A 26694-nucleotide genomic window follows, 5' to 3' on the forward strand; every position below is an offset into this window, starting at 1 on the left:
CATATTCTCACCTTTTTGATTTTGATATCAATAGCGTTTGGTTATTTTTATGTCAGGTTAGTTTGAAAATATTATCAGAGTCTATTTTTTGCTTTTTACAAAATCTAGTTGTGATTTTATAACTTCATGTTTTTAAAGCATAAGGATGCGTTATTCATATATGAGATACATTGGTTTCTTAATTGTGAGATAGGTGTCTTAATGGTAGGTGAATGTTATTTTTCAAATTTGATTATTTACTCTAATTGAGGTTTGAGTAAAATTATTGTTAATTAAAGTCGGTAATAGAAAATAAATATAATTAAAACAAAGAGGTAGCTCAATATTATGTTTTTCGAAAGTACTAAAGGAAATTTCTTTTCATTGACAATGGTAATCATTAGCCTTTCTGGTTGGATTACTTCAGTGTACTTATATAACGATTTACTAAGGTATCAGTTACGAGTGTCTGAAGGGAAAATAATTAATGCTTACAACATCTTAGCCTCTGCTTTTAAGCGCTCGATTTCAGAAGATGAAATCTATTCGACGGTAAATGATTGGGTGCTTAAGGGGGACAGTGCTGAAGTCGGTTCTTTGACTACAATGTGTGATAACAATCCTTCCGTTTTGGTGAAAATGTCCCCTGCCTTTACAGAAACATCTATTCTAAGAGTGTGCAGCACTATCAAACGATAATGCACCTCATTATCAGTCTTAAAGTTAAGACTCGACCTAATTGAACCTTGTTTTTTTTATTTTTATTGATATTTTGCTTACTTTCTAATCTTAAAACTAACCAGGTTTTACGTTTCTAGATATTAAGTAACAATTGCTACATAAAGAAAACTCTCTAACTCACTGTTATATAAGTTTAATTTCACCTTTCTTTCTTAGTTATTACTAATTTAGTTTTTTCTTATGTTTTTTTTGTGAGGTAAGAAGCTAATTTGAAATAAAAACGCTTCTCTAACAGCATGTTGAGAATACTTTGCTATATTTTTTATAAGCATATCGGTGTACATACGATAAATCCATTTAAGTGAATGATGTATGGTAGATAAATATGAGAATGACCAATAGACATATTTTGTGTGTCTTAACTTTTGTTTCCACAAGCTTTCCATTGCAAGCATCCGAAAGTGATTCCCAGCAATATTGGTATGTTGGTGGAGGTGTTGGGATCGGTGATTATGGGGATGTAAAGAATAAAGATGCCTATGACAGTGCGACCACTCGCTTTGCCGGGGATGCACACTTGGGGTTTGCTATAAACAAATACCTTTCTTCTGAACTTAGCTATCAGTACTTAGGAAGTGCGTATGCTAAGTACCCGCAAGGCGAGATCGATGGGGAGTTCCAACAACTTGTGTTGAGTGCCAAAGTTGGTTATCCATTGGATATCGCTTTTTATCCATATGCACGAGTCGGTGGGGCGGCATGGTTTGGTGAAAGCCGCGGACTTAGAGAGGCGGATGAGCAAGGGTTTGCGCCAGTTATAGGGGCGGGCATCGAATATGCCTTTAGCTCTTCATTAGTGGCTCGGTTAGATTACCAGTACACGGATAGCCTCGGTGATGAGAACGTTGGTTACACTAACCACCATCTGTTGACAGTAGGCTTTGATTGGCGCTTTGGCTTTATAAAAGAGCAAACCGAGGCTGTTGTTGTAATGCCAATAGAAGAGATCGAGATAAAAGAAACAAAAACTTTTGTGTACTCTGAACAAAAACAGAACCACCTTTTTGCGTTTGATTCAAGCCGGTTAAATAACACTGCAGCATTTTCTGATGTTTTGGAATTTTTGGAGCAACACCCTGAAGTTAGTATTGTGATCGAAGGGCATACCGATAATGTTGGCTCTGAGCATTATAACCAACAACTGTCTGAAGACCGCGCTAATGCAGTTAAAGATTACTTAGTCTCTGAAGGAATCATTGAAACGAGAATTTCTACTCTTGGTAGAGGTGAAGAAAGTCCAGTTGCTAATAATGACACCTCGGACGGACGTGCGATGAACCGTCGTATTGAGATTACTATCCCTGATGTTGTTGTTTCTACAGAAACTGAAAGGTAAGAATTTAAAGTTGGAGAAAGTATGCCTAATAGGAAGTTTTTACCATTAATGGTAACCGTTTTAGCAACGATGGTGGTTGGCTGTGACGGAGACGATAAAAAAGACCAGTTTTTAGAACCTGAACAAAAAGTGACTCGTTTGGTTGCATTTCCTCAGGCTTTTGTCTTGAAAAAAGGTCAAGTTCAGAGCGTAAACATTTCGAATTCAGTGTTGGCTGAAAACGTACCTAACTGGAAGTTAACATCGCTAGATGACAAGAGCGAGTTGGGAGAAGTTTTATCCCAAGACGAGCGATCGTTTGACTATTCTGTCGAAAACGCCGGAGTAGGACACTTAAATTATACGGTTAGCGACAGAAATTTAACCTCAAGCTCACAAGTTGTGTTGGCTGTTAATGATGGAAGTACGGTTGGGAATAACCCACCAGTTGCCCAAAATATCACGTTAGAAACAAACGACGGCTCTAATGTTAGCGTGGACTTACGCAACTTTATTTCAGATGAAGATGGCGATACGTTACAAATAACGAGTCTTATCTCTGGAACGGGACGTTTCGTATTGGCTGAAGATGGTTACCAAGTAACCTTTACGCCAGGTGATTATGTTGGAATTGATCAAGCAGTCTATAGTGTTGATGATGGGAAAGGAGGCTACGCTTTAGCGTATATCATTGTAAATGCAGGTGACTCAACCAGCGCCAACACCCCACCGGAAGCGGAAGATCAAGCGGTAACAATGGATGTTGCAGATCAGGCGAACATTAACATCGATTTATCAGATTTGGTGAGCGATGCCGATGGTGATACTTTGGCTGTTGATAATCTATACAGCACCAACAACCGAGCAATATTATCCAGTAATAACAACGTAGTATATACGCCTGGAGATTTTCGTGGTGTCGATCAATTTACTTACAAAGTAACAGATGGACGCGGCGCGAATGCGCTTGCAACCATTACAGTGACGGTAGTTGATTCTGCAGTTCAACCAGAAGAACCAACACTCACAGCTTATCCTCAGACACTCAGTGTGGAACAAGGTGCCTCTGTGATTGTAAACGTCAGTCAATCTGTAACTTTCAATAATATTGATGGATGGGAACTGACGAGTGTTGAAGATGAAACGGGTTTGGGTGTGGTATCGGATGTCAACTCACCATCGTTCAACTATCAAGCACAAACTCCAGGTGTTGCTACCCTAAATTACAGAGTCAATGGTGGTGATTTAGAAAGCATGTCAACCATTATTGTCGTGATTAATGGACCTCCATCTCCGGACAATACACCACCAGTAGCCAAGAATATTGCGTTAACAACAACTAACGATACAAGTGTAAGCGTAAATCTGGCTGACCAAGTGTCCGATACTGATGGTGATGCATTAGTTATTAGTAGCTTGATTTCTGCTTCAGGTAGATTTTCATTGAATGGTGACACAGTTACGTTTACCCCAAATGGTTTTGTTGGCGTGGATCAAGCGTCTTACATTGTTGAAGATGGAAAGGGAGGGTTTGCTTCAGCTTATGTGGTTGTAAACTCGGAAGACTCAAATCCATTATCACCAAATTCACCGCCAGAAGCGCAAGATTATAGTTATGTATTGGATGCAAATGTTCTACCGACTTGGACGTTTGATCTAATAGATTTAAATCTTATTTCTGATGCGGATGGTGATCTATTAACCATTGAAAACATCTACAGCACCGATGGCAGAGCAGTTAAAGTTGGTGATACAGGAATAAGTTATTCTCCCGGTAGTTTCCGAGGGCTAGATCAATTCACCTATACGGTCGTTGATGGCAATGGAGGCACAGCGATTGGCTCAATAAATGTAGCTGTGAATGACTCAACACCAGATAACACAATTCCGACAGCAGGTGCTATTTCTATAACAATGTCAGACACTGAACTTTCGAAAACAATTTCAGTGTCTGGAAGCGTGTCAGATGCCGATGGAGACCCGTTAGAAATAGTTGACCTTATTGCATCTATTGGTGAGGTGAATGTAAATCCGGACAATCCGCTAGAGATAATCTATGAGCCAAATGGCTTTGTGGGTGAAGATAAGTTCGTATACGTGATCAGCGATGGCCAAGGTGGATTGGCAATGGCAACAGTAACGGTCACAGTTGTTCAAAGTAACCCTAACCCACCGGTAGCGAATATTGTACAAATAGAAACTACACCTGATTTAGCAAAAACGGTTGATCTATCTGCTTATATATCAGACAGCGAAACACCAACGTCTGAATTGTTGATTACCAATGTAACGTCAGCAACCTCACCCGCAGTAGTAACATTGAACGGACAATCAATCACGTATACTCCAAACGGATATATTGGTGTAGATACGTTAATATATACAGTATCTGATGGGGAATTGACTGATACTGGTGATATTGTAATTATATCTTCACCAGACGCAGGCCATGACCTCAATGCCAATGACGTCAGTGTGACTACTGACGCCGGTGTAACCGTCGAGATTGACTTAAGTTCACAGATCAGTACATCTGACACAACTGCTGAACCACTAATACTCGTAAGTGCTGTTGGTGCATCTCTAGGTGACGTAGTTATTGATGATGCCAACAAGAAGCTGATCTACACGCCCAAGGTAGGAGACTATGGTAAGGATGTCTTTGTATACAATATTAAAGACAGTCATGAACCAGCTCATTTTGCACAAGGCTTAGTGTCTGTTGATATCTTACCACCACCTCTGCCCGAGATTACATCTCTAACTGTTTCAGGCATACCTACAATTGGCGGCGTGCTCAGTTCAAATGTGATTTGTACAACCTGTAATGCCTCACAGTATGAATATGAGTGGAGCATTGATGGATTGGTTGTTGCGACAACATCAACATATGCATATCAAGCTACAAACCCAGATTTGAGCATTCGCTTAGAGGTCACCGGACGAGACATTTATGGTCAAACGACTTCTGAGTACAGTGTTTACAGAGTTAGCGTCACAACAGAAATCTACTCAGCAAGTCGCTCTTTTGCAGCGCTAAAAAATGATGGCTCTGTAGTTACTTGGGGAACCGGTTTGGGGGCTGACAGTTCTGGTGTGGACTTATCTAGTGAAGTCGAGACGATATACTCAAACCAAACGGACTATGCTGCGCTGAAAAGTGATGGCTCTGTTGTTACGTGGGGAAGAGGGTTTACTGGTGGCGATAGCAGTAGCGTTAGCACTGAGCTTAGTGAGGGTGTAGTTAAAATATATGCAGCAGACTTTGCTTTCGTGGCGATAAAAAATGATGGTCAAGTTGTTACATGGGGTTCTGCCGATGATGGTGGCGATAGTAGTGGTGCTGACCTTACAGGTACCGTGTTGGACATAGCGTCGGTTTCTAGAGGCTTTGCCGCCTTGAAAGAAGATGACACCGTAGAGACATGGGGAAGAGCCTTACCAAACAGAACGAGTGGGGTTGATTACAATACGGGTGTTAAAGAAGTCTATGCCAATGGCGTAGGATTTGTAGGAATAAAATACGATGGAACCCTAAGCTATTGGGGGCAAGGGGATGGCATGACAACCTTCCTAACGTTGGATTTTTCTGCAGGAGTGAAAGACATAATGTCAACGAGCAACTCGTTTCTAACTCTTCTGGGCGACAACTCTGTTTTGGCGTGGGGCTCAAGCAGTCGAGCAGGTGTAATTCCAGCTACAGTTGATACTACCAATGTTAGAAGTGTATATTCAAACACCAATAAATTTGCTCTGTTAAGATGGGACAAAACCGTTTCTTCGTGGCAATTTTCTACTGAAGACACCTTTCCTCTGACATTGACAAATATCGAGACTGTTATTCCCACTAATAGTAACTCTGGTTTCTCTGCTATTGCTGGAGATGGCTCAGTTTATGCTTGGGGAAGCGATTTTACCGATGGACAGGTTTCTGGTGTGAGCCTCCTACCAGACGCAGTAATCAGAGCAACAAATGAGGCTTTTGCTGCGATAGACCAAAATGGAGATGTGGTTACCTGGGGTGACCGAAATAAAGGCGGGCAGGTACCTAACTCTGTAAACGATGAAGGTAATGGTATTCGAAGCCTTTATTCTAGCTTAGACTCATTTATGGTTATAAAAAATGATTGGAGTGTTGAAACATGGGGTACATTATCTGATGATCCCCCTGCATTAGCCCAACCATATATAGCGATAGTCGAAACATCTATTGCGCCTTAGAAAACTCACTCTTAAAAAAAGGAAGCTATTTAGCTTCCTTTTTTATTTTTAATAATTATCTTTATGACACTTTCTTTACATTACTCTTTCATGATTATTTCATATGCTTTTATTTTATGTATTAAGTTAAATCAATTCTTATTGATAATAATATTTAATTTGGTGGGTGATAAACAAGGATATAAAATGAAAGAACTGGAATTTCATCGTAAAAATAAAAAATCAAAGAGAGTGAATAAAGAGGAATTGAGTAAATATAAGGTAAGAAAACGAGTGGAAGAGATATTGGAAGATAGAAAGCTTAGAAAAGAATTTGAGCTATAAGCATAATAGATAGGTTAAATAAGGTACTGTCATTAATTTCAAGTAAGTGGTCAAGGGATTAATATGGATTTTGGATATTATTTAAAAAAACTTAGAATAGCAGAAGGGCTTACACAAAGCGGCTTGGTGGCACGTTTAAATCTATCTGATCAAGAACTACAGCATTTGGATTCAGTCACAATCAGTCGATGGGAACGAGGTATAACTAAACCAAGCATTTCTAAATCGATAAAAGTACTTAGAGTGCTTACTAATGATTTAACACCATACTTAACCAGTTTGGAATATGATGAGAGTAACGATCTGCTAAGGGAAATAGCGAAAGAGAGATTCCACTCTTCAGAGTCGATGTTAACGAGTGCATCATATATGGAACGTTTACAAGAAGGATTACAAAAGAGTTATAAAATCGTTGATTTTTCTTGTAAAACAAGAAGTGTTAGTGCTGAGCTTAGAAATTTTTTAAGCAACGTAAACTTTGATGACACTAAAATTTCTGATATAGATGTTATAGAATATCAAAAAAGTGGAAAATTATTTGCAAAAAAAATAATTGATTCGACGAGTAATCATATGGTAGGTCATTCTATTTCGTTTATCTTTGATCAAAAAGAAATAAAGAGCCATTTTTGTAGTCCTTACAAAAGTATACCGTATTCAGCTTCAAAGAAATATAATGAAATTGACAAGTTCGCAATATGTATTGTTAGCCGGTTTTCCCTGTTTGAATCGGTATATTGGATTTTAAATAAGTTGGTGCCTGAATTCATATCATTGAGAGGGAATATACATGACGTCTATTTTTATGTTTTTGATAAGTGGTCAGTCGGTTACATGGCACATCTTGAAGCAGAGTTAGTTGCTTATGATGAGCTTGATGGCAATGGGTTGATTAAAGTGGGTAAAAGTAGATATAGAAATGGTTTATATCGAGTTGACTCTGCGAAATTTTTATCTAAGCAAGAAATATACAAACTTATTTAAAAACAGAAAGCAAAAAAGTACTCACTAATATTTATAGTGAGTACCATATCAATTAATTATATTATTATTTTAGTCATTGAAGCGAGTTTCTATGTCTTAACTTCTATTCTATCTTTATTTTCTATATAGATTACGCAGATTATCCTTAGTAAAGATGTAAAGTTAATAAATTCCATTCCTTCATCTAGAGCTTTAGCATAAATAAAAGATATGAGTTCTCCTCGGCTCAATCTCTCTTTTTCTGAAATCTCATCAAGAATTTCCCAATATTTGTTCTCAAGTCTTATACTGGTAGTTTGCCCCAAGATTCTCACCGAACGTGACCTTGTAGTATATATGTACTGCGGTTCGTCAAAGAAGGACTTTCCAACCATAATCAGCCCTCTGTTTATAATTTTAGCTTTAACTTAACTAATTAAAACTTACTTTATAGTTGTGTAACTTATAAATAGCACAAACGAAAATTATTGTTAATTAAATTAATAGTTAAGAGCATTTAGTTGCTGGTTATGATTCGATAATGAGAGTTTCGTTCTCAAAAATCATTAGTATATATATATATTTTTGTCATTAAAATGATTGTCAGTAATAAGTAAAATTAAACAATTTAATATATATTTACTACCACTATTTATTACTGAGTAAAAATAAATATGTACTACCAACATAGATTAAACTAGCCGTAATCTACTTTCGTACATCAGCTTTATTAATCTATAAGTAAGGGAGGAGGCATAAATATTTTTAAAGAATAAATACGTTTAAAATGTGATTGTTATAAATGTAAAACACTACTTTAATTGTTGTTTTTAAATTAATTTTATGAAATGACACATGCTGTCAATAGGAATAAGTATATTATGATTAAAAATATCCCACTGTTTTTTGTAGCTACGCTGCCGTTAATTTGTGTAGCAAGTGAAGGACCACCGATAGCGGAAATAGAAAACCTTCAAATAGAATGGAGTCATGGTGATGGTAAAATTTTTGCCAATGATAGAATGCAAGCGGGGGCTTTAGTCTCCTTTGATATTCCAGATGGAAGTATTCTGAATAACGGATATCACGCTGCTTTTGGTTTAAGAGAGTATCAAACTTCAGATAACATTTCGTCAGAAGTTAAATTTTCATTAACAGAAAATAGATATTCTCATCTTATCACCAACAAGAAAAAAAATAAAATTCCAAAGAACGATAAGAGTGTCTCAATAGTTTATTTCAATGATGATGAGAAACTTTTATCATTAGAATTGAATAAAGAATCAGAACATCAAACCGTAGATTACTGGATTACCTCGAATAAAGAAAATAATACATACCAGCTATGCCCTGTTATTTATGCCGTAAATGATGATGATCCGTTTGATATGTTTGAAATTGGTGATACGTGTACTGGTAGTGCACAAAATAAAGATCATGTAGAACTAGCTACAATAGCACCGACTAGATATACAGAAAGCGATTTTGATATACATAGTGAGGAACCTTATCATAAAAATTACGCCATTACGAAGCATAGAATGAAGTTCTTTTATGTTGATGAGTATTCTGAAAGGTCAAAAAATTTAGTGTACAAGGATACGCCGACATATACATCTAGTGATGGCTACGTGTCTGCATGGCAGTCCGATCCATCTTTGTTGGTTAACACTAATGAATCAACTTGGGATTCACTTACATATTTGCATTATCCAACCGATAAAACTAGCCAAGTTATAAAGCATTTGGATACGTCCAACTATTGGAGTTCACCTATATCACATCAAAGTACTACGTTATCAACGCCAGCTAAACGTTTGATTAATGTCGTTGGAGTATATTATTGGAATGATGGATTTATGGCTAAAGGTTACCTTTGTGTCGATAAGCCAAGTAATTATCGATGTGGCCATCCAACCACTGGTAGCTCGCTGTATCACTATAACTCTATGTCACGGTTTACTAAGAATACTGGATATGTGGACTTATATGATTACTGGGGGAATCAAGCTACCTTTATTTATGAGAACGCGAATAAAGATTTTGATTCATTAAAAATTGGCTTGATAAAATAAAAACGTAAGCACTCAAATACGAGTGCTTTATTTCATGATTAGTATAATAAATGCGTGTTAAGGAAATAATATGTCTAACGTTACTAGTAATGCGACAAACTTCATCGATAGTACGAGTACAAATGTAGATCCTAGAACAGGTATATTTAATGCTCACATTGATATCACTAAGTTGTTGTCATCTAAAACATCTGGAGCTCCCTATGATTTTTCTATTAGTTATAACTCATCATCAAACTTTGACTTAGGATTTGGTCGTGGTTGGGGGTATTCCTTAAGTTCTTTTAACCTGAAAAGCAAAAGATTGACCTTATCTTCAGGTCAAGTGTTTGAGATAAAGTGGGACGATACTCTAGGCGAATTCATTGCACCATATAGAAAACTAAAAGACATCAAGATACTATACCTTGAAAAAATTGATAATGAGCCGTCATCTATAGTCCTTCATTTCAAGGATGGAACGAGTGAATATATAAGCTATGAAGAAGGAATATTATATAAAAGAGTCTCTTCTAATGGTCTTGTTGTTAACTTTGAGTATGCGAATTCTTATCAACCTAATAGCTTTGGTCTTACTTTATGGAAAATTTCAGACGATAGTGGTCAATCAATTGAGATTGATTGGTGGACCAACGAATATAAAACAACAGTTACTCACAATAGTTTAGGTTCTGTTCTTAAAACTTGCTCGATATTAAAGATAGGTCGGGGAGATTGGAAAGGTCTTGGCTATATTTACTTCGAAGAAGAGCCCTATACTGAGTTTCAATACCGATGGATAGAAAGTTGTAACTATGAAGTTATTGAAAAGGTGATTCATGGTACAGGACTTCAAGAAGAAATTACTTATTTAGATAACGGTCATTCGTTACCAGATGGAGCCCCTATATCAAAGGTTCCTTTCGTTACAAAACATATTTTATATCCTGGTGAAAATCAAAATATTAAAAAAACTTTGTATTATTACACTGACATGAACTACTTAGGGTTCGGCAGTGAGCAAAGTTGGCAAAGCGGAGAAGATACTCTTTTTAAAGCAAAAAGTGATTATAAGTATACAACTAAGGAAGTGATTAATGATACGATTCAAATAGAAAGAACCTTCAATAAATATCATTTAATGGATTTAGAATTACATACTTGTAATGAGAAATTGTTTAAGGAAGTTGTTTATTCCTATTTTGCAGATCTATCAAAAGGTATCGAATCACAGCCTGGGATATATACTCTAACTAAGAGTGAGATATTAAAGTTTTATAATGATGACAATGGCTATAAATCTTTTAAAACAGAATATGATTACGATGACTTTGGTAACCTACTAAAGCAAATAAATACTGATGGTTCAATTATCGAACGTAAATATTACCCTAAAGAAGGTGATTCAGACTGTCCAGAAAACCCCCATGGCTTTGTAGCCCAGCTAAAAGAAGAATCTTTTATTCCAGGATCAAGTCAATTTAATATTAGGAGAAGAAATTTTACCTATACCAGTCTCCCTAGGCTAGACGATAACAGTAGATACTTTGTCCTTTTAGATAGTAGCAGTTCAAATTACAGTAAAATTACAACTAGAAATCATTACTTTGACAATAATGAAAATATTTATACGTATGGACGTGTTAAGACAGTAATCAAAACTATTGAGGGTAAGGAAACATCATACAACTTTGATTATGAGTTTTATGATAACTCTTTAGAAATCAACCTAAACGTATCCAGCTTCGATGGGCTAAACTCAACATCAAGTAACACGATAGATTTACTTTATGGGAATTTGATAAAATCGATAGATAGTGTAGGCGCAGAAATTGTCTACCAATATGATCCATTGGGAATAAAGATTAGTGAGGTTTTTGCTCCAAATACAGACTATGAGGCAACCAGATCTTATAGTTATATAAGAGGAGAAAACCAAAATTCGGTTACAATAATAGAATCTATTGGTAATGTTATGGTTATAAATTTTAATAATGCCGGAAAACATGTTAATAGTTATTTGAATGGAAAAAGAGTTAACTCTATACGCTACGATGCTTTTGGTCAGGCAATAGAAGAAGATGATATAGACTATCTTTCAGACAAGATTATACTTCTTACAACTAAATACAATTATGATTCAAATCGTCAGATTAACAGAGTTGAACATCCAGATGGAAGAATAGAAAACATCGCGCAAGATATCCCTACCCTGACAAGCTTTACGGAAATCGTGGGCTTAGTTAAGGAAAAGGTAAGTTACAATATGTCTGGAAACCCAGTGTTCCGTGAAACTCAAGATATAAATGGTAAATCGGTCTTGAAGTCATCTTATAATTATGATGGCTATCAAAATATCATTTCTATAATCGACACAAATAATCGAGAGACACAATTTGAATATGATGATCTAGACCGTTTAGTCACGACAAAAAAAACAATTGATGGTGTCCTTGTAGCAGAAAGTCTAACTTACCCTACTTTTGTTGAAATGGATACACCAGCTACTATAGCACTAGATAAGAGTATTCTAGGGTCTAGAGCATTCGACGGATTTGGAAGGGTTACAACAGAAGACTCGGCTAAAGGACTACGTCATTGGACATATACGAACGGGAACCCTTTTCCAAATACGGAAATAACACCTACTGGTCAAGTATTATATCCTAAATATGACCTTTATTTGGGCGCTCAAACAAGCCTTGAAGTTGAGAGCGATGAGAAGTTAGCTAGACTATATCAATATGATAAGGCGATAGGAACTCTTAAATCTTCACAAAATATACATGGTGAACATACATTCACCTACGATTCATTTGGGCGAGTGACAAAAGAAGTTGTCACGTTAAATGATAATATCCCTCGTGAAGCAAAATATTCCTATTCACTCCTGGGGAAACTCGAAGAAAAATGGGATTTTTTTAATAATAAGACAGTTTATAAGTATGATGATCTTGGTAGGGTTAAAACTATCAGTCAAGAGATTTTAGGAAATAATTACTGTACGGAAATAACCTATGACCAGTTTAGTAGACCTTACTTTTATACTGTAAAGAATGGAAAAGAAACTTCTGCGACAGTTGAGGTTGTATTTGATTTTTTAGGCATGGAATTAAGTCGTTCTTTTGTGACAAGAGATTATTCAAAAACTATTTCGAATACTTTTAATAGTGATCAGCTTATTTCAAATCGTGTATTTACTGACTCAGAAGGTATCAATATTACTGAATATTATATGTATGATGATATGTTGAGATTGGTTAATTACCGTTGCTCTGGTAATAGTGCTCCAAAAGATGAGTACGGGAATGCGATATCAGAACAAATTTTTAAATATGATACTTATGGTAACATAACCCAGACTACTTCTACATTTGTTGACAAAACCTATAATCAGATGGATCTAATATATGATGAGAAAACCCCAAGTCGTTTAGTTAACATTGTTAACACCCATCAAAGTTATCCTGCCTCAATTGAATTTAATTACGACGCATCAGGTAATTTACTTAATGATGAGCAGGGTTTAAATTATGAATATAACGCCCTCGATCAAATATCTTCTATTACAAATAATAGTAGTACGCTATCGAATTATGGGCATGATGAGTTTGGTCAACTAGTTTCTCAAACAATTGAAGATATTCATACATACCTTTTGTATCAGCAGGGAGAGCTGCGGCATGAAATATCAGAGGGTACTCATACAATTTTGGAGAATGCGGGTTTAACGCTTCGTCGTTGTACCGTAGATAATCAAATTAAACAGGAAGACTTACTGCTACTCGACACCCAAGGTAGTGTTACTACCGAAGTTACAAAACATGAAGATGGCTCTTTGATAACTAAAAGCCACCTTTATACAGCTTATGGTGAAGAGGGAAGATAAAATGAAGAAGAATATATTTAATAAAGTACTGCCGATGATACCTTTGAGCCAAGAAAGGCGTTCATTCATGAAAAAATCTGCAGCTGTCAGTGCTTTAGCGCTGGGAGGTGGCGTGCTAGCACCTAGGCAAGTTCGAGCTCAAACTTCAAACCCCTTACTAGCAAACTCTATAGGTTATACCGGTGAGCGGAGAGACCCCGTAACCGGATGCTATCATCTAGGAAATGGTTATAGAATGTACAATCCAAGGATTATGCGTTTTCATTCAGCAGATAGCGTTAGCCCATTCGGAAGAGGTGGTATAAATTCCTACGCTTATTGTCTTGGTGACCCAGTAAACAGGACAGATCCCAGTGGCCATTTTGCATTACTGAGTATAATAACTGGTGCTATTGTAGGTGCGGTTGTCGGTGCTACAATATCGGCTGCTGCTGAAGGTATCAGGTCTGCAACTTCTGGTCAAAGTTTTGACTGGAAGCAAGTAGGTATTGGGGCGGCATTAGGTCTTATTAGTGGTGGGTTTGGTACAGCTGCAAAAGGAGCTACGACTGGTGTTAAAGTGGGCTTAGCAATCGCAGATTCGATAACTTCAAGTGCTACAGAGTTTGGCCTGAATGTTGCGACGGGTATGCCTACTAAGCAAGCTGGTATTAGTGCTGGTGTTGGTGCTATCGTAGGGCTGGGAAGTTATGGTGTAGGACAGGGCACTACAAGATTTCGTAGATCAACCCAACGTCGTTTACCAATGAGAAGTAATACCAAGCACCCCATGAGTATAGAGGGACAGGGGGCCTACGGCCCTTGGCCTAGAGGATATACTGATAACTTTCGTGATACAGGCGAAGAAGCGATTTTATTGCACGGTGACCCAGATGGTAAAGTATATGTGGGAGAAAGAGCCTATAAAGACCCAGTCACTAATAAGTGGGAGACAGATTATAGTAATCTTACTGCTTTGACGGGGTCTCAACTCGCACAACACATGAAGAATAACGAAGGGATTGATTTGTATAAAGGTTTACCAACATCTCCCGTTCATTTGTTAAGCTGTTATGGAAAACTAGGAGCAGCTCAAGATTTAGCGACAGAGATAGGTCGACCTGTTATTGCTTATTCTAAGCAGCCTACGTGGACTCATAACCTGGACACTATAGAGTCTCCAGCGTTTTCTGTAGGAGCATCTTTTGGTAAGTGGGACCCTCGAGGTTGCTTTTGGGATAGGCATGGTGCTAAGCCAAGAAGATTCACCCCTTAGTTTCGTCATATCAAGAGTTTATTGAACTTTTACTCTTACCGTAAACCACCTGCGTGAGTGGGTGGTTGTTAGCATATATTTCTCCTAAGAGGCTGATATTGTTATAACTTCGTATAGTTTCTCTATATTTGGTTGTGTATGTTTGCTAATCACTGCTTTACATCTTTGCTTTAAGAAAGTAGCAATGCCCCGAAATCTCGGGGCTTTGCGTTTCTTACAAAGTGAGAGCGACCCCTAACTCATTGGCCTGCTGGCCGCGATCACTTCAACTTTTCTATTCAACAGGTTCTGCGCTGCGTTCGAGTCTTTTTCAAAGCTTAAAATCGTGTTGGAGAGCTCAGTATTGGCAAGCATAGAAAGCGTCTCGCCTAGTTCCAGTTTTGAGAGACTGCGGTTTTGCTCTCGCTCGTTTGGATTTATCTGCACCACGGTTCTGCCTAAAAAGTTTCCCTTCTTTACAGACTCAGTCTGGCTATTGCTCTCGACCCAATCGATAGATAAATGCTTTTGTGTTGGTTGGATGTCATTGGACATAGATTACCTAAACTCTTAAATCCGAGCTCTGAAGCTGAGAGGGCAAAGCTTCCATGGCGATGTGGGCGGATAACAAGTCTTCCCAAGATTCGCTCTGTGTGAGCAGCTCAGCCAGTGCATCTTCAAACAGTTCGTAGTCGAGTGATTCTACGTGAAGCAGTCTATTTAAACAAAGCTTGTGCCTGTGGTTATCTAAACTAAAAAACAGTTGATGCTCAGACCAATGGTAGTTGAATGCGACAAAAGAACGGTAAAGGTCAGAGTTAACAATTTGTAGATCGACGATCTCAGCTTCTAATTGAAGCATCCCTGTTGTTGGGTGAAAAATCACATGCACTCTTAAGTTGTCATCAAAAGCTAAACCCAATTCGTCTTCAATCAACTGTAATTTAGGTAACCCTATTTGATGAGCAAATTTAAGTAAAACCTCATCTACGATTTGGCGCGCAGACATAGAAGTTATCCTATTTAGAATTTTAAGGGTGAAATTATGGGAAGTGCATTTGAATGTTTATCAATATTGGTTGGATTTTTTTATATAAACGTTTTTTCTATAAGGTTAATAAACAAGTTATTGATGGTGTTGCTTATATCCTTAGTGCATATAAATTTCGCTTATATAATGTTTGATTATGTGCTTGGAACTAATGTCAAATTTTAAAACAAAGTAAACCCAGTGCCATTAAAGACGTTCTTATTTTTGAGAATTTAATTTTTAATTTATATATAAAATATAGGTTGATCTTTTATATATTTCTGTACCAGAATTGCGACTGTCATTTTTAATAAAAAGATAAGTAGATAGAGTACGCAGTGAAATCTAGAACGCTTATTGGGTTGTTAAGCATTTTGCTTTTGAGCGCTTGCACTCACACCAGTTCCTTAGAAGGCGGGTTTGCGAGTTCTTCCCAAGCCGTGCTGTATGGGTGGGTTGCTTTTGATGAGTATATTGCTCCCGTGAGTACATCGGTTGATATTGATGTATGCCAAGTGACTGCAGAACGATGTATTACTGTCGCAAAGCAGACGTATCAAGGGGTTCAACTACCTGTGCAATACTCTTTTGTTATTGCGCCGATTCAAGCTGGAAAAGGCGAGATGAAAATCCGTACCGTGTTACGTTCTCAAGGAAAAATCATAGCCAGTAAAGAAGAAGGCTATATTTTTACGCAAGGCAGAGTACATAAGGACTTAAAACTAGAAGCTTACAATAATAACTAGAAAAGTAATCGTTTTCATTTTTTCTATTTTAATAAAAAATTTAGTTGAATGAAGCGAATAATTCAGCGCTTAAACCCTAATTATTATTGGGTTTAAGTCATCGGTTCAGTGCTTCTTTATATGAATATCAGTTGCACTTACTGCAATTTTTATGTTTATATCCCCCGCTTCTGAGAAGTTGGCTAGATAGAATGGTTTAAAAATAAACACTTCGTTTTTTGTGGAAATACCAATATTAATGAAAGTAGGCTTAAATATTAGTACTTTCATTTATTCTAATATAATAAGAGCTTTGGTTGTTTGAGTATCACTAGTTATAAGTTGAACTTTAGCAAAAGCTTATTAATTCTCGAGAATATCACATAACAATATCGAGACGTTTTTCCAAGATTATTTTTTGCTGCTACAGGCAGTTTTTGAGCTATTTATAATTTATTCGGGGAGTATGGTCGTGCTATCGCACCTATGCTCTTTTCTTTGCTTCTTTAATTGACATCGTTTTGATTACACATCCGCGTGTACGTTTTCGTATTGGGTGTGAGTCAGGCTATGGCATTTCTCTAGTGGGATTAGAGAAATTAGAATTATGAAGGGTAGAAAATGGATGTGTTAGGCCAACTAAACACAGAAAGGGTCAACTCGCTATCGCGAAAAATCCATAGTGCTTGCTACTATGAAAAATACGATGAAGTATTTCATTCTCGCCAGTCTCACATTGTTGTCGTTCACAATGGACAATTGAGAGTTCAGACGGGGGACTGCACGTTAGATGTGGTCGCTGGTTGTGGGGTGTATCTCTCTCAAGGGGATTACTTACTAGAATACACACCAGTAGATGGCCAATATACGGCGTCAGTGATCGAATTCGACAATGAACTTGTCAGTCAATTTTTGCAAAAGCACAGTGATTTACTGATGTCGCTACCAAAAGTTGAGAACGTTCAGTCTGGATTGTTCCCGTTTACTTTCAATTTGTTGATAGAGCAGACCTTATCAGGGATGAAGACGCTAGAAGAGCAGTCTTATCCTGACACCATCATGCGCTTAAAATACGAGGAAATGCTCATCTTATTGCTCCACGGTGAGCAAGGTGAGAACCTGTATGCGTTATTATCACAGCTGACCAACAAAACCTCAGACAGACTGCGTCGCTTTATGGAACTCCATTACCTGAAGGAGTGGAAGCTGACGGACTATGCTCAAGAGTTTGGTGCGAGCCTGACGACGTTTAAAGAGCTCTTTAATGAGCACTATGGCGTTTCTCCTAGAGCGTGGATCAGTGAGCGCCGTTTGCTGCATGCCCATAAGTTATTGCTTACCAGTAAAATGAGCATTGTCGACGTCGCAATGGAAGCGGGCTTTTCTAGCCAATCTTACTTTACGCAAAGCTACCGACGCCGTTTTGGAACGACACCAAGTCGTGTACGTTCTGGGGATGAACAAGTCGCTATTGCTAAGTGAAATGTCTGACGACTAAAATTTTCTGACTAATTTTGAAAGGCATCAACTGGCGTAAACTCTATTATGCTCAGCGTAACAACGAACAAAACTATTACCTCTACTTCCTTCTGGATTGTTCGAAGTAGATGCGGAGAACAACACCAATGAAAAAGCTGCATTGGCGACGCCGTTCGCTTTTTCCTAACAACATTGTGACGCAAAGGAAGGTCACTGTATTGCAGAGAGGCGCAAGATACGAAGGTTTAACCCAATCATCGCAAGTGCCCAATGTTGTTAATGTCAATCACCGACAACTTCTTAGTGAAGACGTTCTGAGTTCAGAACAATTGTCTTTGCTACAACGTTTGCTTGACCGCAATGTCGTTGATTGCTTATGTGCAAGCCAAGTGGTGAAAACCTATCAAAGGTTTGGTACCTCTTTAGACCGGTTTGCCATGCGCCTCTTTCTCGAGGTGGGTGGGCAACTGAGTGATAATCACGTGTTGAGCTCTTTTGAGCAAAGGCTGGATTACATTAACAGCCGATTAGGGTTTCGCTTCAATTTGGCGTCACCTAAAACGCTGATTCTTTCAATGTATTTAACCCTGAATGAATGGGTGAACCGAAAGACAGATCAGACGGTGTTACATGACACCATAAAGCTAGAGCAGTTGATCAATCAGCTGAGTATTCAAAAAGACTACTGGTTAAGACTGTCGACAGAAGAGAACAGTGCGATTTTTGCAGAGCAGCAGTTAGCACTGATTCAGAGTCAGCAGAGTGAATTGTATGAGCAGCTTGATGTTCTCAATGAACAACAAAATCAGGCGGTTGAATCCCACCGAGCCATGGTGGAGGAGTGGAAGCCAACGCTTGATAAGCTCAAAGGTTTATCTCAGTACGGTGAGACCTCAGATAAGTTTATCTCTGACTGGAAAGTCTGGTGTGGCGAAGCTCGAGTGCAAGCGCCGGAACTCAACGACGTGTGGGACGCTTGTGATCTTGTGTACAGCGACTTAAATGCGGTTGCGAAGATTTGGCAGTGGTTTCAAGACATGCACACTGTTGGCAATGTGGATCACTACTATTTTGATATTCAGAGTAACCAGTGCGGTCAAGCTTGTAACCATCTCAGCCAGATTTAAATAGAGCTAAATATGTTAGATCAAATGATGAAATCCCTCGCGGCAACGCTTGGGGTTGGGGATTTTATTGCCTCAAATAATGGTTCCTACGATATCGAAGTCGACCAGATGCTGCTTAACATTCGGCAGCATTCATCATGGGTCTTGTGGGAAACCGTGCTCCCATTTCAGTTTGAACAGCACCTCGATTACCAAAAAGAGCAGACGCTCAAACATTGTATGCAGCTCTCTTTGAAGACACTGCGCGACACGAGCAGCACACTGACGGTGAATGATAACGAGCAGTTGATTGTGCAAGGAAAGATGAATATGGAAAGCGTCACCACAGAAGCATTATGCGCCCAGCTCTCCCAGCATGTGAATTTGGTGGAGCAGTTTAGTGGTGTGCTAGAGCACCAACGCGTTAACCATACCGTCAGCCACAGTATTTGGATTCCATAATGCTTGCCGTTTTAAAAAAACAACTACGCCGACTTGTTTGGTCTGTTGCATGTACTTTGAGTTTGTTGACGGCATTGCCTTTACTCGCATCAGAGTTGAATTGGCCTGATCAGCCGTTTCGTTACTATGCCGACAATGACTCTTTAAAAGAATTATTGAATAACTTTGGCGCTAACTATCGTGTTTCTGTGTCGGTCAGTGACAAGGTAAACGATCGAGTCAGTGGTCGATTTACGCCAGAAGACCCAGCCGAGTTTCTTGATTACCTAGCACAGGTCTACAACCTGATGTGGTATTTCGATGGCGCGGTGTTGCATGTGTACAAAGCGACGGAAACCCGTTCGAGACTGTTACAGCTTGAACTTCTTACTGCCCGTGAGCTACGAAGTACTCTGATATCAACAGGGATTTGGGACTCTCGCTACGGTTGGCGTGCGGCAGAGAACAAAGGGCTGGTTTACTTAGCGGGGCCACCTAGATACGTTGATTTGGTTGTGCAAACGGCCGAAGCGCTGGAAAGCCGATTGGTTCAAAAGTCGAACTCTACCGATGAACTGTTTGTTGAAATTATTCCTTTGAAATATGCCTCAGCGACGGACAGAGAAATCACTTACCGCGATCAAGCGGTGACGGTGCCGGGCATTGCATCGGTATTAAGCCGAGTATTGTCGGGCGTTCAAACTCAGATCAAGGCAACCAAAGAGAGTGAAGAAGCGGACATCAATATGGCTGCAACCACGACGAAGAATGTTTCTGTACACGGCGGTGCGTCGGTTGAAGCAGAGCCAGGTTTAAACGCCATCATAGTGCGTGATACGCAAGCGCGTCTGCCTTTGTACCGCAAGTTAGTCGCTCAGTTGGATCAGCCACAGTCACGAATTGAAGTGGCACTCTCTATTGTCGATATCAGCGCGAACGATTTGAGCCAACTGGGTGTGGATTGGCGAGCGGGTATCGAGGTCGGTAACAACAGTATTTTAGACATCAAAACCACGGGTGACGTTGATGGTGGTGATGTGACGCTAGGTAGCGGGCAGACTTTTAAGTCACTGCTTGATGCGACCAACTTAAACTACTTGTTGGCTCAAATTCGTTTGTTGGAATCTCAAGGTAGCGCTCAAGTCGTGTCTCGACCGACTTTGCTAACTCAAGAAAACGTTGAAGCGGTCCTAAACAACAGCAGCACGTTCTACGTCAAGTTGATTGGTAAAGAAACTGCAGCGCTTGAAGAAGTGACCTACGGCACCTTACTGCGTATCGTCCCACGCATCGTCGGAGACCGATTTGTTGAAAGACCAGAAATCAACCTGAGTTTGCATCTTGAAGATGGTGCGCAAATTCCAGATGGCGGTGTTGATGATGTGCCATCTATCCGAAAAACAGAGATCAGCACGTTAGCGACCGTGAAGCAAGGTCAGAGCCTACTCATCGGTGGTGTATACCGTGATGAAATCAGTCATCAACTGCGTAAAGTGCCTTTGTTAGGGGACATTCCATACCTTGGTGCCTTGTTTAGAAGTACGACCGATACCACCAGAAGAACGGTGCGCATGTTCATTATTGAGCCGAGAATTGTTGTCGATGGCATTGGCGACAACGTGCTTATCGGTAATGAGTATGACTTGAGGCCGAAGCTCGGCACCTTGAACAATATTTCAAATAACAGTGCAGATCTGAAATCGGCACTCGCGCTCTACAGCTGTACATCTCAAGTACAAGCGGAGCGTCACCAACAAGATCTATTGTCACAGGGCAAATCTTCGCTGTTATCACAATGCGAGCTACCTTCAGGGCAAAAAGGATGGCGAGTGCAAATCAAAGAGTGTGATGGCTCAGAGAATCATTGCGTTCGACCATTAGAGGAGCAATAGCCTCAATGCAGCAATGGAAAATTCGTATTCTCTCTGGTGTTCATGCCGGAGTAGAGGTGACCTTACCCAATGATTCATTGGTGTTGGGGAGCGATGACTTTACCGCCGACCTTGTGCTGACCGATTCGGGCATCAAGGCGAGTCACCTTGTATTGGTATGCGATGGCGATACCGTCTTACTGCGTGATTGTGATGAGGTTTCGATCAATAGCGAGAGCGTTACCGTTGACGCTAATGGGATTGAATTATCACGCAACGCCTTGGTTTCGGTTGGCCGCTTAACGTTTGCAGTAGGGCACCTTGAAGATGACTTGGCGATCGATATCACGACGGAAGCCGCAGATAAACAAGCGACACCGGTTAGTCATAAACCGTCATCAGGTTGGAAGAGAACAGTCTTGATCGGCTTGATGTGCAGCCTGATCCCAAGCGTGATATTTGCCGGTGTTTGGTATAGCCAAATCCGAGCCAGCGACAGCGATGCCATCACGGAAGCGGAGCCCATCGTTTTAGTGCGCAATATTCTGAGCGAATTGAAGCTCGATGATGTGCGGGTTGAATGGAATGCAACGGCAAGGCAGGCAGTACTGGAAGGGTACGTCGAGGATAGAACCGCAAAACTGCAACTGTTGGGAAGAATTGACGCACTAGGGATCAACTACAAAAGTGACCTGCGAACCATGGAAGAGATTCGTCGCGGCGTGCGCTTTATCTTGCGTAACCTCGGTTATCACCAAGTCAAAGTTGAGAATGGTGAAGAGACCGGCACGCTGCTCTTAACGGGGTACATTGATGATGCGAGCCGTTGGAGCCAAGTCGAGCAGATATTAGAACGTGATGTCCCGGGGTTGGTCGCTTGGAAGGTCGAACTGCAAAGAGCGGGCGCCTATATGGATACGCTCAAAGCCTTGCTTGAAAAAGCTGAGTTATTAAAGAAAGTTCAGTTAGTAACAAGTGGCGATCGTATTGAAGTACGCGGTGAGTTGGATGACATCGAGACCACTCGCTTCTATGGCGTTACGAGGGATTTCCGTGAGCAGTATGGCGAGAAACCTTACTTGGTTTTGAAGTCCATTCCGAAAGTAAGCAAGGGAACCAACATCGATTTTCCGTTTCGTAGCGTGAACTTCGGTCAAGTCCCTTATGTGATTCTTACGGACAATGTTCGTTACATGGTTGGGGCACGCACCCCTCAAGGGTATCGCATTTCTAGCGTCACCCCAGCAGGAATAGAGCTTGTGAAAGGCGGGCGAGTGATCACGATCGATCTAGGGTATGAAGGTGGAAATACCAATGACAAATCTTGAACAACTACTACAAAGCGACTCAGGGCAGGAACAGAAAGAGGCCATTGTCCTCAAGTTCAAGCAAGCGCAATCTGCAGTTAAGCGCCAGCTCGATCTTGGCTGTGCCCCCCAAGAATATCAGTTGCTACTCAAACAGCATGAGGCGTATCAAGCGGCCTTAGCTGTGATTGAAACTGTCGAATGCAATAAATAAACAAGAGGCGATACCTATGTCATTTTACGATGCGAGTAACAGTGTTTATCTCGATGATGTTAAAGCGAAACTAGAAGAACAAGCAAAAGCGGCGAATGAAGCCGTGAATGAAGCGATCAAAAATCTAGAAACCAACGCTGATGACCCATCAAAGCTGGCTGAATTGCAGCACACGATCAACAAATGGTCGGTGGTTTACAACATCAATGCGACCACGACTCGTGCTATCAAGGATGTGATGCAGTCGATTCTGCAGAAGGTGTAAGTTATGGAAAAAGACATGCGTTTGCTGCTGGCCGAAACGGCTTTGATGGCAACTGGTATGCATCGCCACGAAGAGGCAGAGACGATTGCGTCTTGCCTTGAATCCCAAGGGGATACCGAAGAAGTCGTAGCAATGATTCGCTCTATGAGTTTGATGAATCGTGGTCGCTACGAAGAGGCGCATCGCCTGCTTGAACCGATGTGCGTGAACTCTCCTGACTTAGTCTGCTTAGCGGCTCTGGCGGCGGGTAAAGCAGGGTTAGCGAGTAAAGCGGAATCTTGGCTGGCGATGGCTTCAAAAGGCAGTGAAGAAAACCAAGCCTTTGCAACGAGCTTCTCTCAGGATATCAGGAACCTTTAATGAAGGTTGAAAACAACTCGCTCAACTATGTACTCAGTCAGGTTCAGCAGCCAGCCAGAGTTGATCTGCACGAGGCAAACAAGATGAACCGTTTGATGAGTGAAAGTGCATCAGACAACAGTGCATCAGACAGTAATTCATCAAATAAGAGTGCATCGCCAGTGCAAAAAAGCACGGACATCGTCTCTCAGTCTGAGGCCAAAGTGACGGCAATTAAAGAGTGGTATGAAGCGCTCAAGAGTTCCGGAAACTTTAGCTCAACGGCACTTAGCCGCTCACTTGACGGAGCGCTTACTTCTCCAAGCGAGCAGAAAGAGGCGTTGTGGTATGCACTTAGCCAGGAAAGAAGCGTAAAAGGCACCGATAAAGCGTCACCAGAACTACTGGCTTCACTCGAACAAGAGTTACTGGGCAGCTTTTCAGGACGTTTGCTGGCCGATCCTCCAAAAGACCGTGAGGAGCTAAAAGTGCTGCTGTCTGAGCATTTCCCTCTGGGGGCGCAAAAAGAACAAGCACTTTGGCATAGCTGGGCCGAGTTGAAAGACATTCCTGATCAAGAGCCATTGTTAGACATGGTTCGGGAAGAGTTGAGCTTTGTTATACAAATCAACTCGATGGTCAAAAACATGCTGACTTACAGCCACAAACTAGAGCTCTCATAGGAACGCAGATGATCAATACGCAGTACACCGAAGTCATGCAAACGAATCTAGAGCAAGTGCAAGATGCGCAAGCCCAGGATGGGCTTAGCGAGCGTTTCGAGCAAGCGATGTTGGCCCCAGAAGGAAACAATGGTTTAGAAGGTGGTTTGTTAGAAAACATTAGTGAACTGAAAAATACCATCGATAACGCAAAAAGCAGTTTAACCGACAGCATGAAAATGGTGGGTGACGATCCTGCTCAGCTTTTGCAAATGCAATGGGCGTTAACTCGAATTACCTTTCAAGAGGAGCTGATCGCCAAGACGGTAGGTAAAACGACGCAAAACGTAGAAACACTGTTGAAGGCACAGTAGTCACAATGAAGTCAGTCATCACAAGAAAAACAATGCGTGCAGTAAGCATGTTACTGGTTCTATTTTTGGTGGGTTGTCAGACCGAACTTTACACCGGAGTGAGCCAGAAAGAGGGCAACGAAATGTTGTCAATCTTACTTTCTGAAGGCGTCGTCGCCACCAAAGAACCGGATAAAGACAACACCGTCAAGTTGATGGTAGATAACGCACAAATTGCGTTTGCGGTTGATGCGCTTAAGCGCAAAGGTTACCCAAGAGAGCAGTTCTCTACACTTAAAGAAGTCTTCCCGAAAGACGATCTGATTTCGTCTCCGCTTGCCGAGCGAGCAAGACTGATTTACGCGAAATCGCAAGAGTTATCGTCCACATTGTCACAAATTGATGGTGTGTTGGTCGCTCGCGTTCACGTGGTACTTGAAGACCAAAATCTTCGTCCTGGTGAGCGCCCAACGCCAGCTTCTGCCTCGGTATTTATCAAGCATGCTGCGGATGTCGCGTTGGATTCTTATGTCCCTCAAATCAAGCTGTTAGTTAACAACAGCATCGAAGGGTTGAACTACGACCGTATCAGCGTGGTGATGGTGCCATCTTCGGAAGTTCGTGTGACGTCTCAAGGTAATCAATTCGAAAGCATTCTGTCGATTCAAGTGACCAAAGACACCGCAAGCCATTTGATTGCAATCCTTGTTTTCTTGGTACTACTGATCATTGGCTCTAATGCAGCAACGTTTGCTTGGTGCCGCAGGAATGTGAAACGTGGTTAATTCCGAAACGCCGGCTTCCCAAATTCAGCATCAGTTTAACTATTGCCCTTGCAGTTATATTGACGAAAGTTGGGTAATGGAAAAACAGCCTTGGCTGTTAAAACTCCGAGGTTGGAGGGAACAGGCGGCCATCAATCAGTGGTGTATTGAAGACTGGGCGTTATCGCCAATTACGGATCATGCTTTTAATCATCCATACAACAGTCTGGCTTTACTGCCTGTAGAGGCAACAAACCGACTGCTGTTGATGATTGGTGGAGTCATGCATTGCCAAGCGATGCGCCAAGTGGTGCTAAAGCAACCTAAACAGTGTCTTAATCAGGTCTTTGGGGTGGATGAAACGCGTTTTTTGATCCAACAAGGACCGATGATGATTTCCAACTGGCCTAGCGGTTGGCAAAAGCCACTGCCAAACAGCCTCGATGAAAAAAGCTTTGAAAAGACAGCCCGAGAGCTGGGGTATTTATGGGTCACGTTCTTACTGGTGAAGTCACCATCAGAGTTAGTGCAACGATGGCAGTTTAAGCTCGATCGTCAACTGACGCTGACGGATCACAGTGCAGATTGGTTGGATGACGCGCATCGCGATCTCGCATATCGACTTATCAAGAAAATCGCAAAACAGGTAATTCCTCAATGGTTTCATTTGTTGAAATAAAAACCGACAACTTGCAATTGGCGCCGGGCTTAAAAGTGCTCAAAGCAAAAGACTATGTGAGTTACTTAGATTCGCAGCATTTGGTTGAGGCGGCGCACTCAAAAGCAGAAAGCATCATTGCGAAAGCGGACGAAGCCTATGAACTAGAGAGGCTGCGAGGTTATCAGGACGGCATCGATCAAGCGAAGATTGAGAACGCAGAAACCATGCTAGCAACGCTTGCTCGATGCAACGAATACTATCTGCAGGTCGAGCAAAAAATGACAGGTGTTGTGCTCGATGCTGTCAGAAAGATCATCAACAGCTTTGATGATGTGGATACCACTGCAAGTGTCGTGAGAGAGGCGCTCCAACTTGTCAGTAACCAGAAGCAAGTGATTCTGCACGTACACCCAGAGCAGGTTACTGAAGTGCGGGAGAAGGTTTCCTCCATACTCAGTGATTTCCCTGAAGTGGGGTACGTTGAAGTCATTGCTGATGCACGTTTAAAAAACGGCGGCTGCATATTGGAGACCGAGGTCGGTATTATTGATGCGAGCATCGACGGGCAGCTACAAGCACTCAAGCATGCCATCACCAAGCAATTGAGCGAACGCCAGCAGATGCAGCCTTAACGCGTTTATTTTCGTTCTCCGAAAGTCCAGCTATGCTGCAATGTAGATCAGATAAGGATCGGTTGACCGATCCTTCTGCTGAGAGATAATCGGAAGCCTGTTTCTAGGCTTCCGATTTTTTATGT

General features: G+C 40.7%; 24 protein-coding genes. 21 read left to right on the plus strand and 3 right to left on the minus strand.

Annotation, left to right across the window (positions count from 1 at the left end):
• The first annotated feature begins 1045 nt into the window (after positions 1 to 1045).
• From VJL_RS27505 to VJL_RS04420, 4 genes are all read left to right on the plus strand, one after another.
• A complete protein-coding gene (locus tag VJL_RS27505; protein WP_050568810.1) occupies positions 1046 to 2056 on the plus strand; it encodes an OmpA family protein in 1011 nt (336 codons plus the stop codon).
• Between the two features lie 21 nt (positions 2057 to 2077).
• Complete coding sequence (locus VJL_RS04415; protein ID WP_081634907.1) at positions 2078 to 6256, plus strand: Ig-like domain-containing protein; 4179 nt, start codon at positions 2078 to 2080, stop codon at positions 6254 to 6256.
• A gap of 186 nt (positions 6257 to 6442) precedes the next feature.
• Positions 6443 to 6580, plus strand: coding sequence for a hypothetical protein (locus VJL_RS29470; RefSeq protein WP_160167704.1), 138 nt, complete (start codon positions 6443 to 6445; stop codon positions 6578 to 6580).
• 63 nt (positions 6581 to 6643) lie between these two features.
• Positions 6644 to 7564 carry a helix-turn-helix domain-containing protein gene (locus VJL_RS04420; RefSeq protein WP_038875996.1) on the plus strand — a complete coding sequence of 307 codons (921 nt, stop codon included), beginning with the start codon at positions 6644 to 6646 and terminating at the stop codon, positions 7562 to 7564.
• 89 nt (positions 7565 to 7653) lie between these two features.
• Here the strand turns inward: VJL_RS04420 and VJL_RS04425 are convergent, their stop codons facing one another.
• Positions 7654 to 7938, minus strand: a complete 285-nt coding sequence (locus tag VJL_RS04425; protein WP_038876005.1) for a ribbon-helix-helix domain-containing protein — start codon at positions 7936 to 7938, stop codon at positions 7654 to 7656.
• A gap of 486 nt (positions 7939 to 8424) precedes the next feature.
• On the opposite strand from VJL_RS04425, the gene VJL_RS04430 reads away from it, so the two are divergent.
• From VJL_RS04430 to VJL_RS27510, 3 genes are all read left to right on the plus strand, one after another.
• Positions 8425 to 9618, plus strand: a complete 1194-nt coding sequence (locus VJL_RS04430) for a hypothetical protein (RefSeq protein ID WP_038876007.1) — start codon at positions 8425 to 8427, stop codon at positions 9616 to 9618.
• Positions 9619 to 9688: 70 nt separating this feature from the next.
• The gene (locus VJL_RS04435) at positions 9689 to 13486 is read left to right on the plus strand and encodes an RHS repeat domain-containing protein (protein WP_050568811.1); all 3798 of its coding nucleotides are present in this window, start codon (positions 9689 to 9691) and stop codon (positions 13484 to 13486) included.
• A 1-nt stretch (position 13487) separates the two neighbouring features.
• A complete protein-coding gene (locus VJL_RS27510; RefSeq protein ID WP_050568812.1) occupies positions 13488 to 14741 on the plus strand; it encodes an RHS repeat-associated core domain-containing protein in 1254 nt (417 codons plus the stop codon).
• A 234-nt stretch (positions 14742 to 14975) separates the two neighbouring features.
• Here VJL_RS27510 and exsE2 read toward each other — a convergent pair whose 3' ends face one another.
• Both exsE2 and VJL_RS04450 read right to left on the minus strand, forming a co-directional pair.
• The gene (gene exsE2 / locus VJL_RS04445; protein ID WP_038876009.1) at positions 14976 to 15275 is read right to left on the minus strand and encodes a T3SS regulon translocated regulator ExsE2; all 300 of its coding nucleotides are present in this window, start codon (positions 15273 to 15275) and stop codon (positions 14976 to 14978) included.
• A 7-nt stretch (positions 15276 to 15282) separates the two neighbouring features.
• Complete coding sequence (locus VJL_RS04450) at positions 15283 to 15729, minus strand: CesT family type III secretion system chaperone (RefSeq protein ID WP_038876011.1); 447 nt, start codon at positions 15727 to 15729, stop codon at positions 15283 to 15285.
• Between the two features lie 359 nt (positions 15730 to 16088).
• On the opposite strand from VJL_RS04450, the gene VJL_RS04455 reads away from it, so the two are divergent.
• The 14 genes from VJL_RS04455 (at position 16089) to VJL_RS04520 (ending at position 26569) form a co-directional block, all read left to right on the plus strand.
• Positions 16089 to 16496, plus strand: a complete 408-nt coding sequence (locus VJL_RS04455) for a YscW family type III secretion system pilotin (RefSeq protein ID WP_038866849.1) — start codon at positions 16089 to 16091, stop codon at positions 16494 to 16496.
• 600 nt (positions 16497 to 17096) lie between these two features.
• Positions 17097 to 17957: an AraC family transcriptional regulator gene (locus VJL_RS04460; RefSeq protein ID WP_038876013.1), complete on the plus strand. Its 861-nt coding sequence runs from the start codon at positions 17097 to 17099 to the stop codon at positions 17955 to 17957.
• 143 nt (positions 17958 to 18100) lie between these two features.
• Positions 18101 to 19081, plus strand: a complete 981-nt coding sequence (locus VJL_RS04465; protein WP_038876015.1) for a T3SS regulon anti-activator ExsD domain-containing protein — start codon at positions 18101 to 18103, stop codon at positions 19079 to 19081.
• A 12-nt stretch (positions 19082 to 19093) separates the two neighbouring features.
• Positions 19094 to 19522: a YscB family type III secretion system chaperone gene (locus VJL_RS04470; protein ID WP_038866855.1), complete on the plus strand. Its 429-nt coding sequence runs from the start codon at positions 19094 to 19096 to the stop codon at positions 19520 to 19522.
• Positions 19522 to 21393, plus strand: a complete 1872-nt coding sequence (sctC, locus tag VJL_RS04475; RefSeq protein WP_038876018.1) for a type III secretion system outer membrane ring subunit SctC — start codon at positions 19522 to 19524, stop codon at positions 21391 to 21393. The genes VJL_RS04470 and sctC overlap by 1 nt, the downstream gene beginning before the upstream one ends.
• A 5-nt stretch (positions 21394 to 21398) precedes the next feature.
• The gene (gene sctD, locus VJL_RS04480) at positions 21399 to 22700 is read left to right on the plus strand and encodes a type III secretion system inner membrane ring subunit SctD (RefSeq protein WP_038876019.1); all 1302 of its coding nucleotides are present in this window, start codon (positions 21399 to 21401) and stop codon (positions 22698 to 22700) included.
• Positions 22687 to 22893: an EscE/YscE/SsaE family type III secretion system needle protein co-chaperone gene (locus VJL_RS04485; protein ID WP_038876021.1), complete on the plus strand. Its 207-nt coding sequence runs from the start codon at positions 22687 to 22689 to the stop codon at positions 22891 to 22893. The genes sctD and VJL_RS04485 overlap by 14 nt, the downstream gene beginning before the upstream one ends.
• A gap of 16 nt (positions 22894 to 22909) precedes the next feature.
• A complete protein-coding gene (sctF, locus tag VJL_RS04490) occupies positions 22910 to 23158 on the plus strand; it encodes a type III secretion system needle filament subunit SctF (protein ID WP_005426103.1) in 249 nt (82 codons plus the stop codon).
• A gap of 3 nt (positions 23159 to 23161) precedes the next feature.
• Entirely contained in the window at positions 23162 to 23518 is a 357-nt protein-coding gene (locus VJL_RS04495) for a YscG family type III secretion system chaperone (RefSeq protein ID WP_038876023.1), read from the plus strand.
• On the plus strand, positions 23518 to 24180 hold the full coding sequence (locus VJL_RS04500; protein ID WP_038876024.1) for a YopR family T3SS polymerization control protein: 663 nt from the start codon (positions 23518 to 23520) through the stop codon (positions 24178 to 24180). The genes VJL_RS04495 and VJL_RS04500 overlap by 1 nt, the downstream gene beginning before the upstream one ends.
• Before the next feature lie 8 nt (positions 24181 to 24188).
• Positions 24189 to 24533 (plus strand): type III secretion system inner rod subunit SctI, encoded by a 345-nt coding sequence (sctI, locus tag VJL_RS04505; RefSeq protein WP_005426285.1) that lies wholly within the window; start codon positions 24189 to 24191, stop codon positions 24531 to 24533.
• Between the two features lie 32 nt (positions 24534 to 24565).
• The gene (gene sctJ, locus VJL_RS04510; RefSeq protein WP_010646247.1) at positions 24566 to 25297 is read left to right on the plus strand and encodes a type III secretion system inner membrane ring lipoprotein SctJ; all 732 of its coding nucleotides are present in this window, start codon (positions 24566 to 24568) and stop codon (positions 25295 to 25297) included.
• Positions 25290 to 25955 (plus strand): SctK family type III secretion system sorting platform protein VscK, encoded by a 666-nt coding sequence (gene vscK / locus VJL_RS04515; RefSeq protein ID WP_038876026.1) that lies wholly within the window; start codon positions 25290 to 25292, stop codon positions 25953 to 25955. Before sctJ ends, vscK begins: the two co-directional genes overlap by 8 nt.
• Positions 25934 to 26569, plus strand: a complete 636-nt coding sequence (locus VJL_RS04520; protein ID WP_038876028.1) for an HrpE/YscL family type III secretion apparatus protein — start codon at positions 25934 to 25936, stop codon at positions 26567 to 26569. Before vscK ends, VJL_RS04520 begins: the two co-directional genes overlap by 22 nt.
• Positions 26570 to 26694: the final 125 nt, after the last annotated feature.

The sequence above is a fragment of the Vibrio jasicida CAIM 1864 = LMG 25398 genome (assembly GCF_000400365.1).
GTDB lineage: Bacteria > Pseudomonadota > Gammaproteobacteria > Enterobacterales > Vibrionaceae > Vibrio > Vibrio jasicida.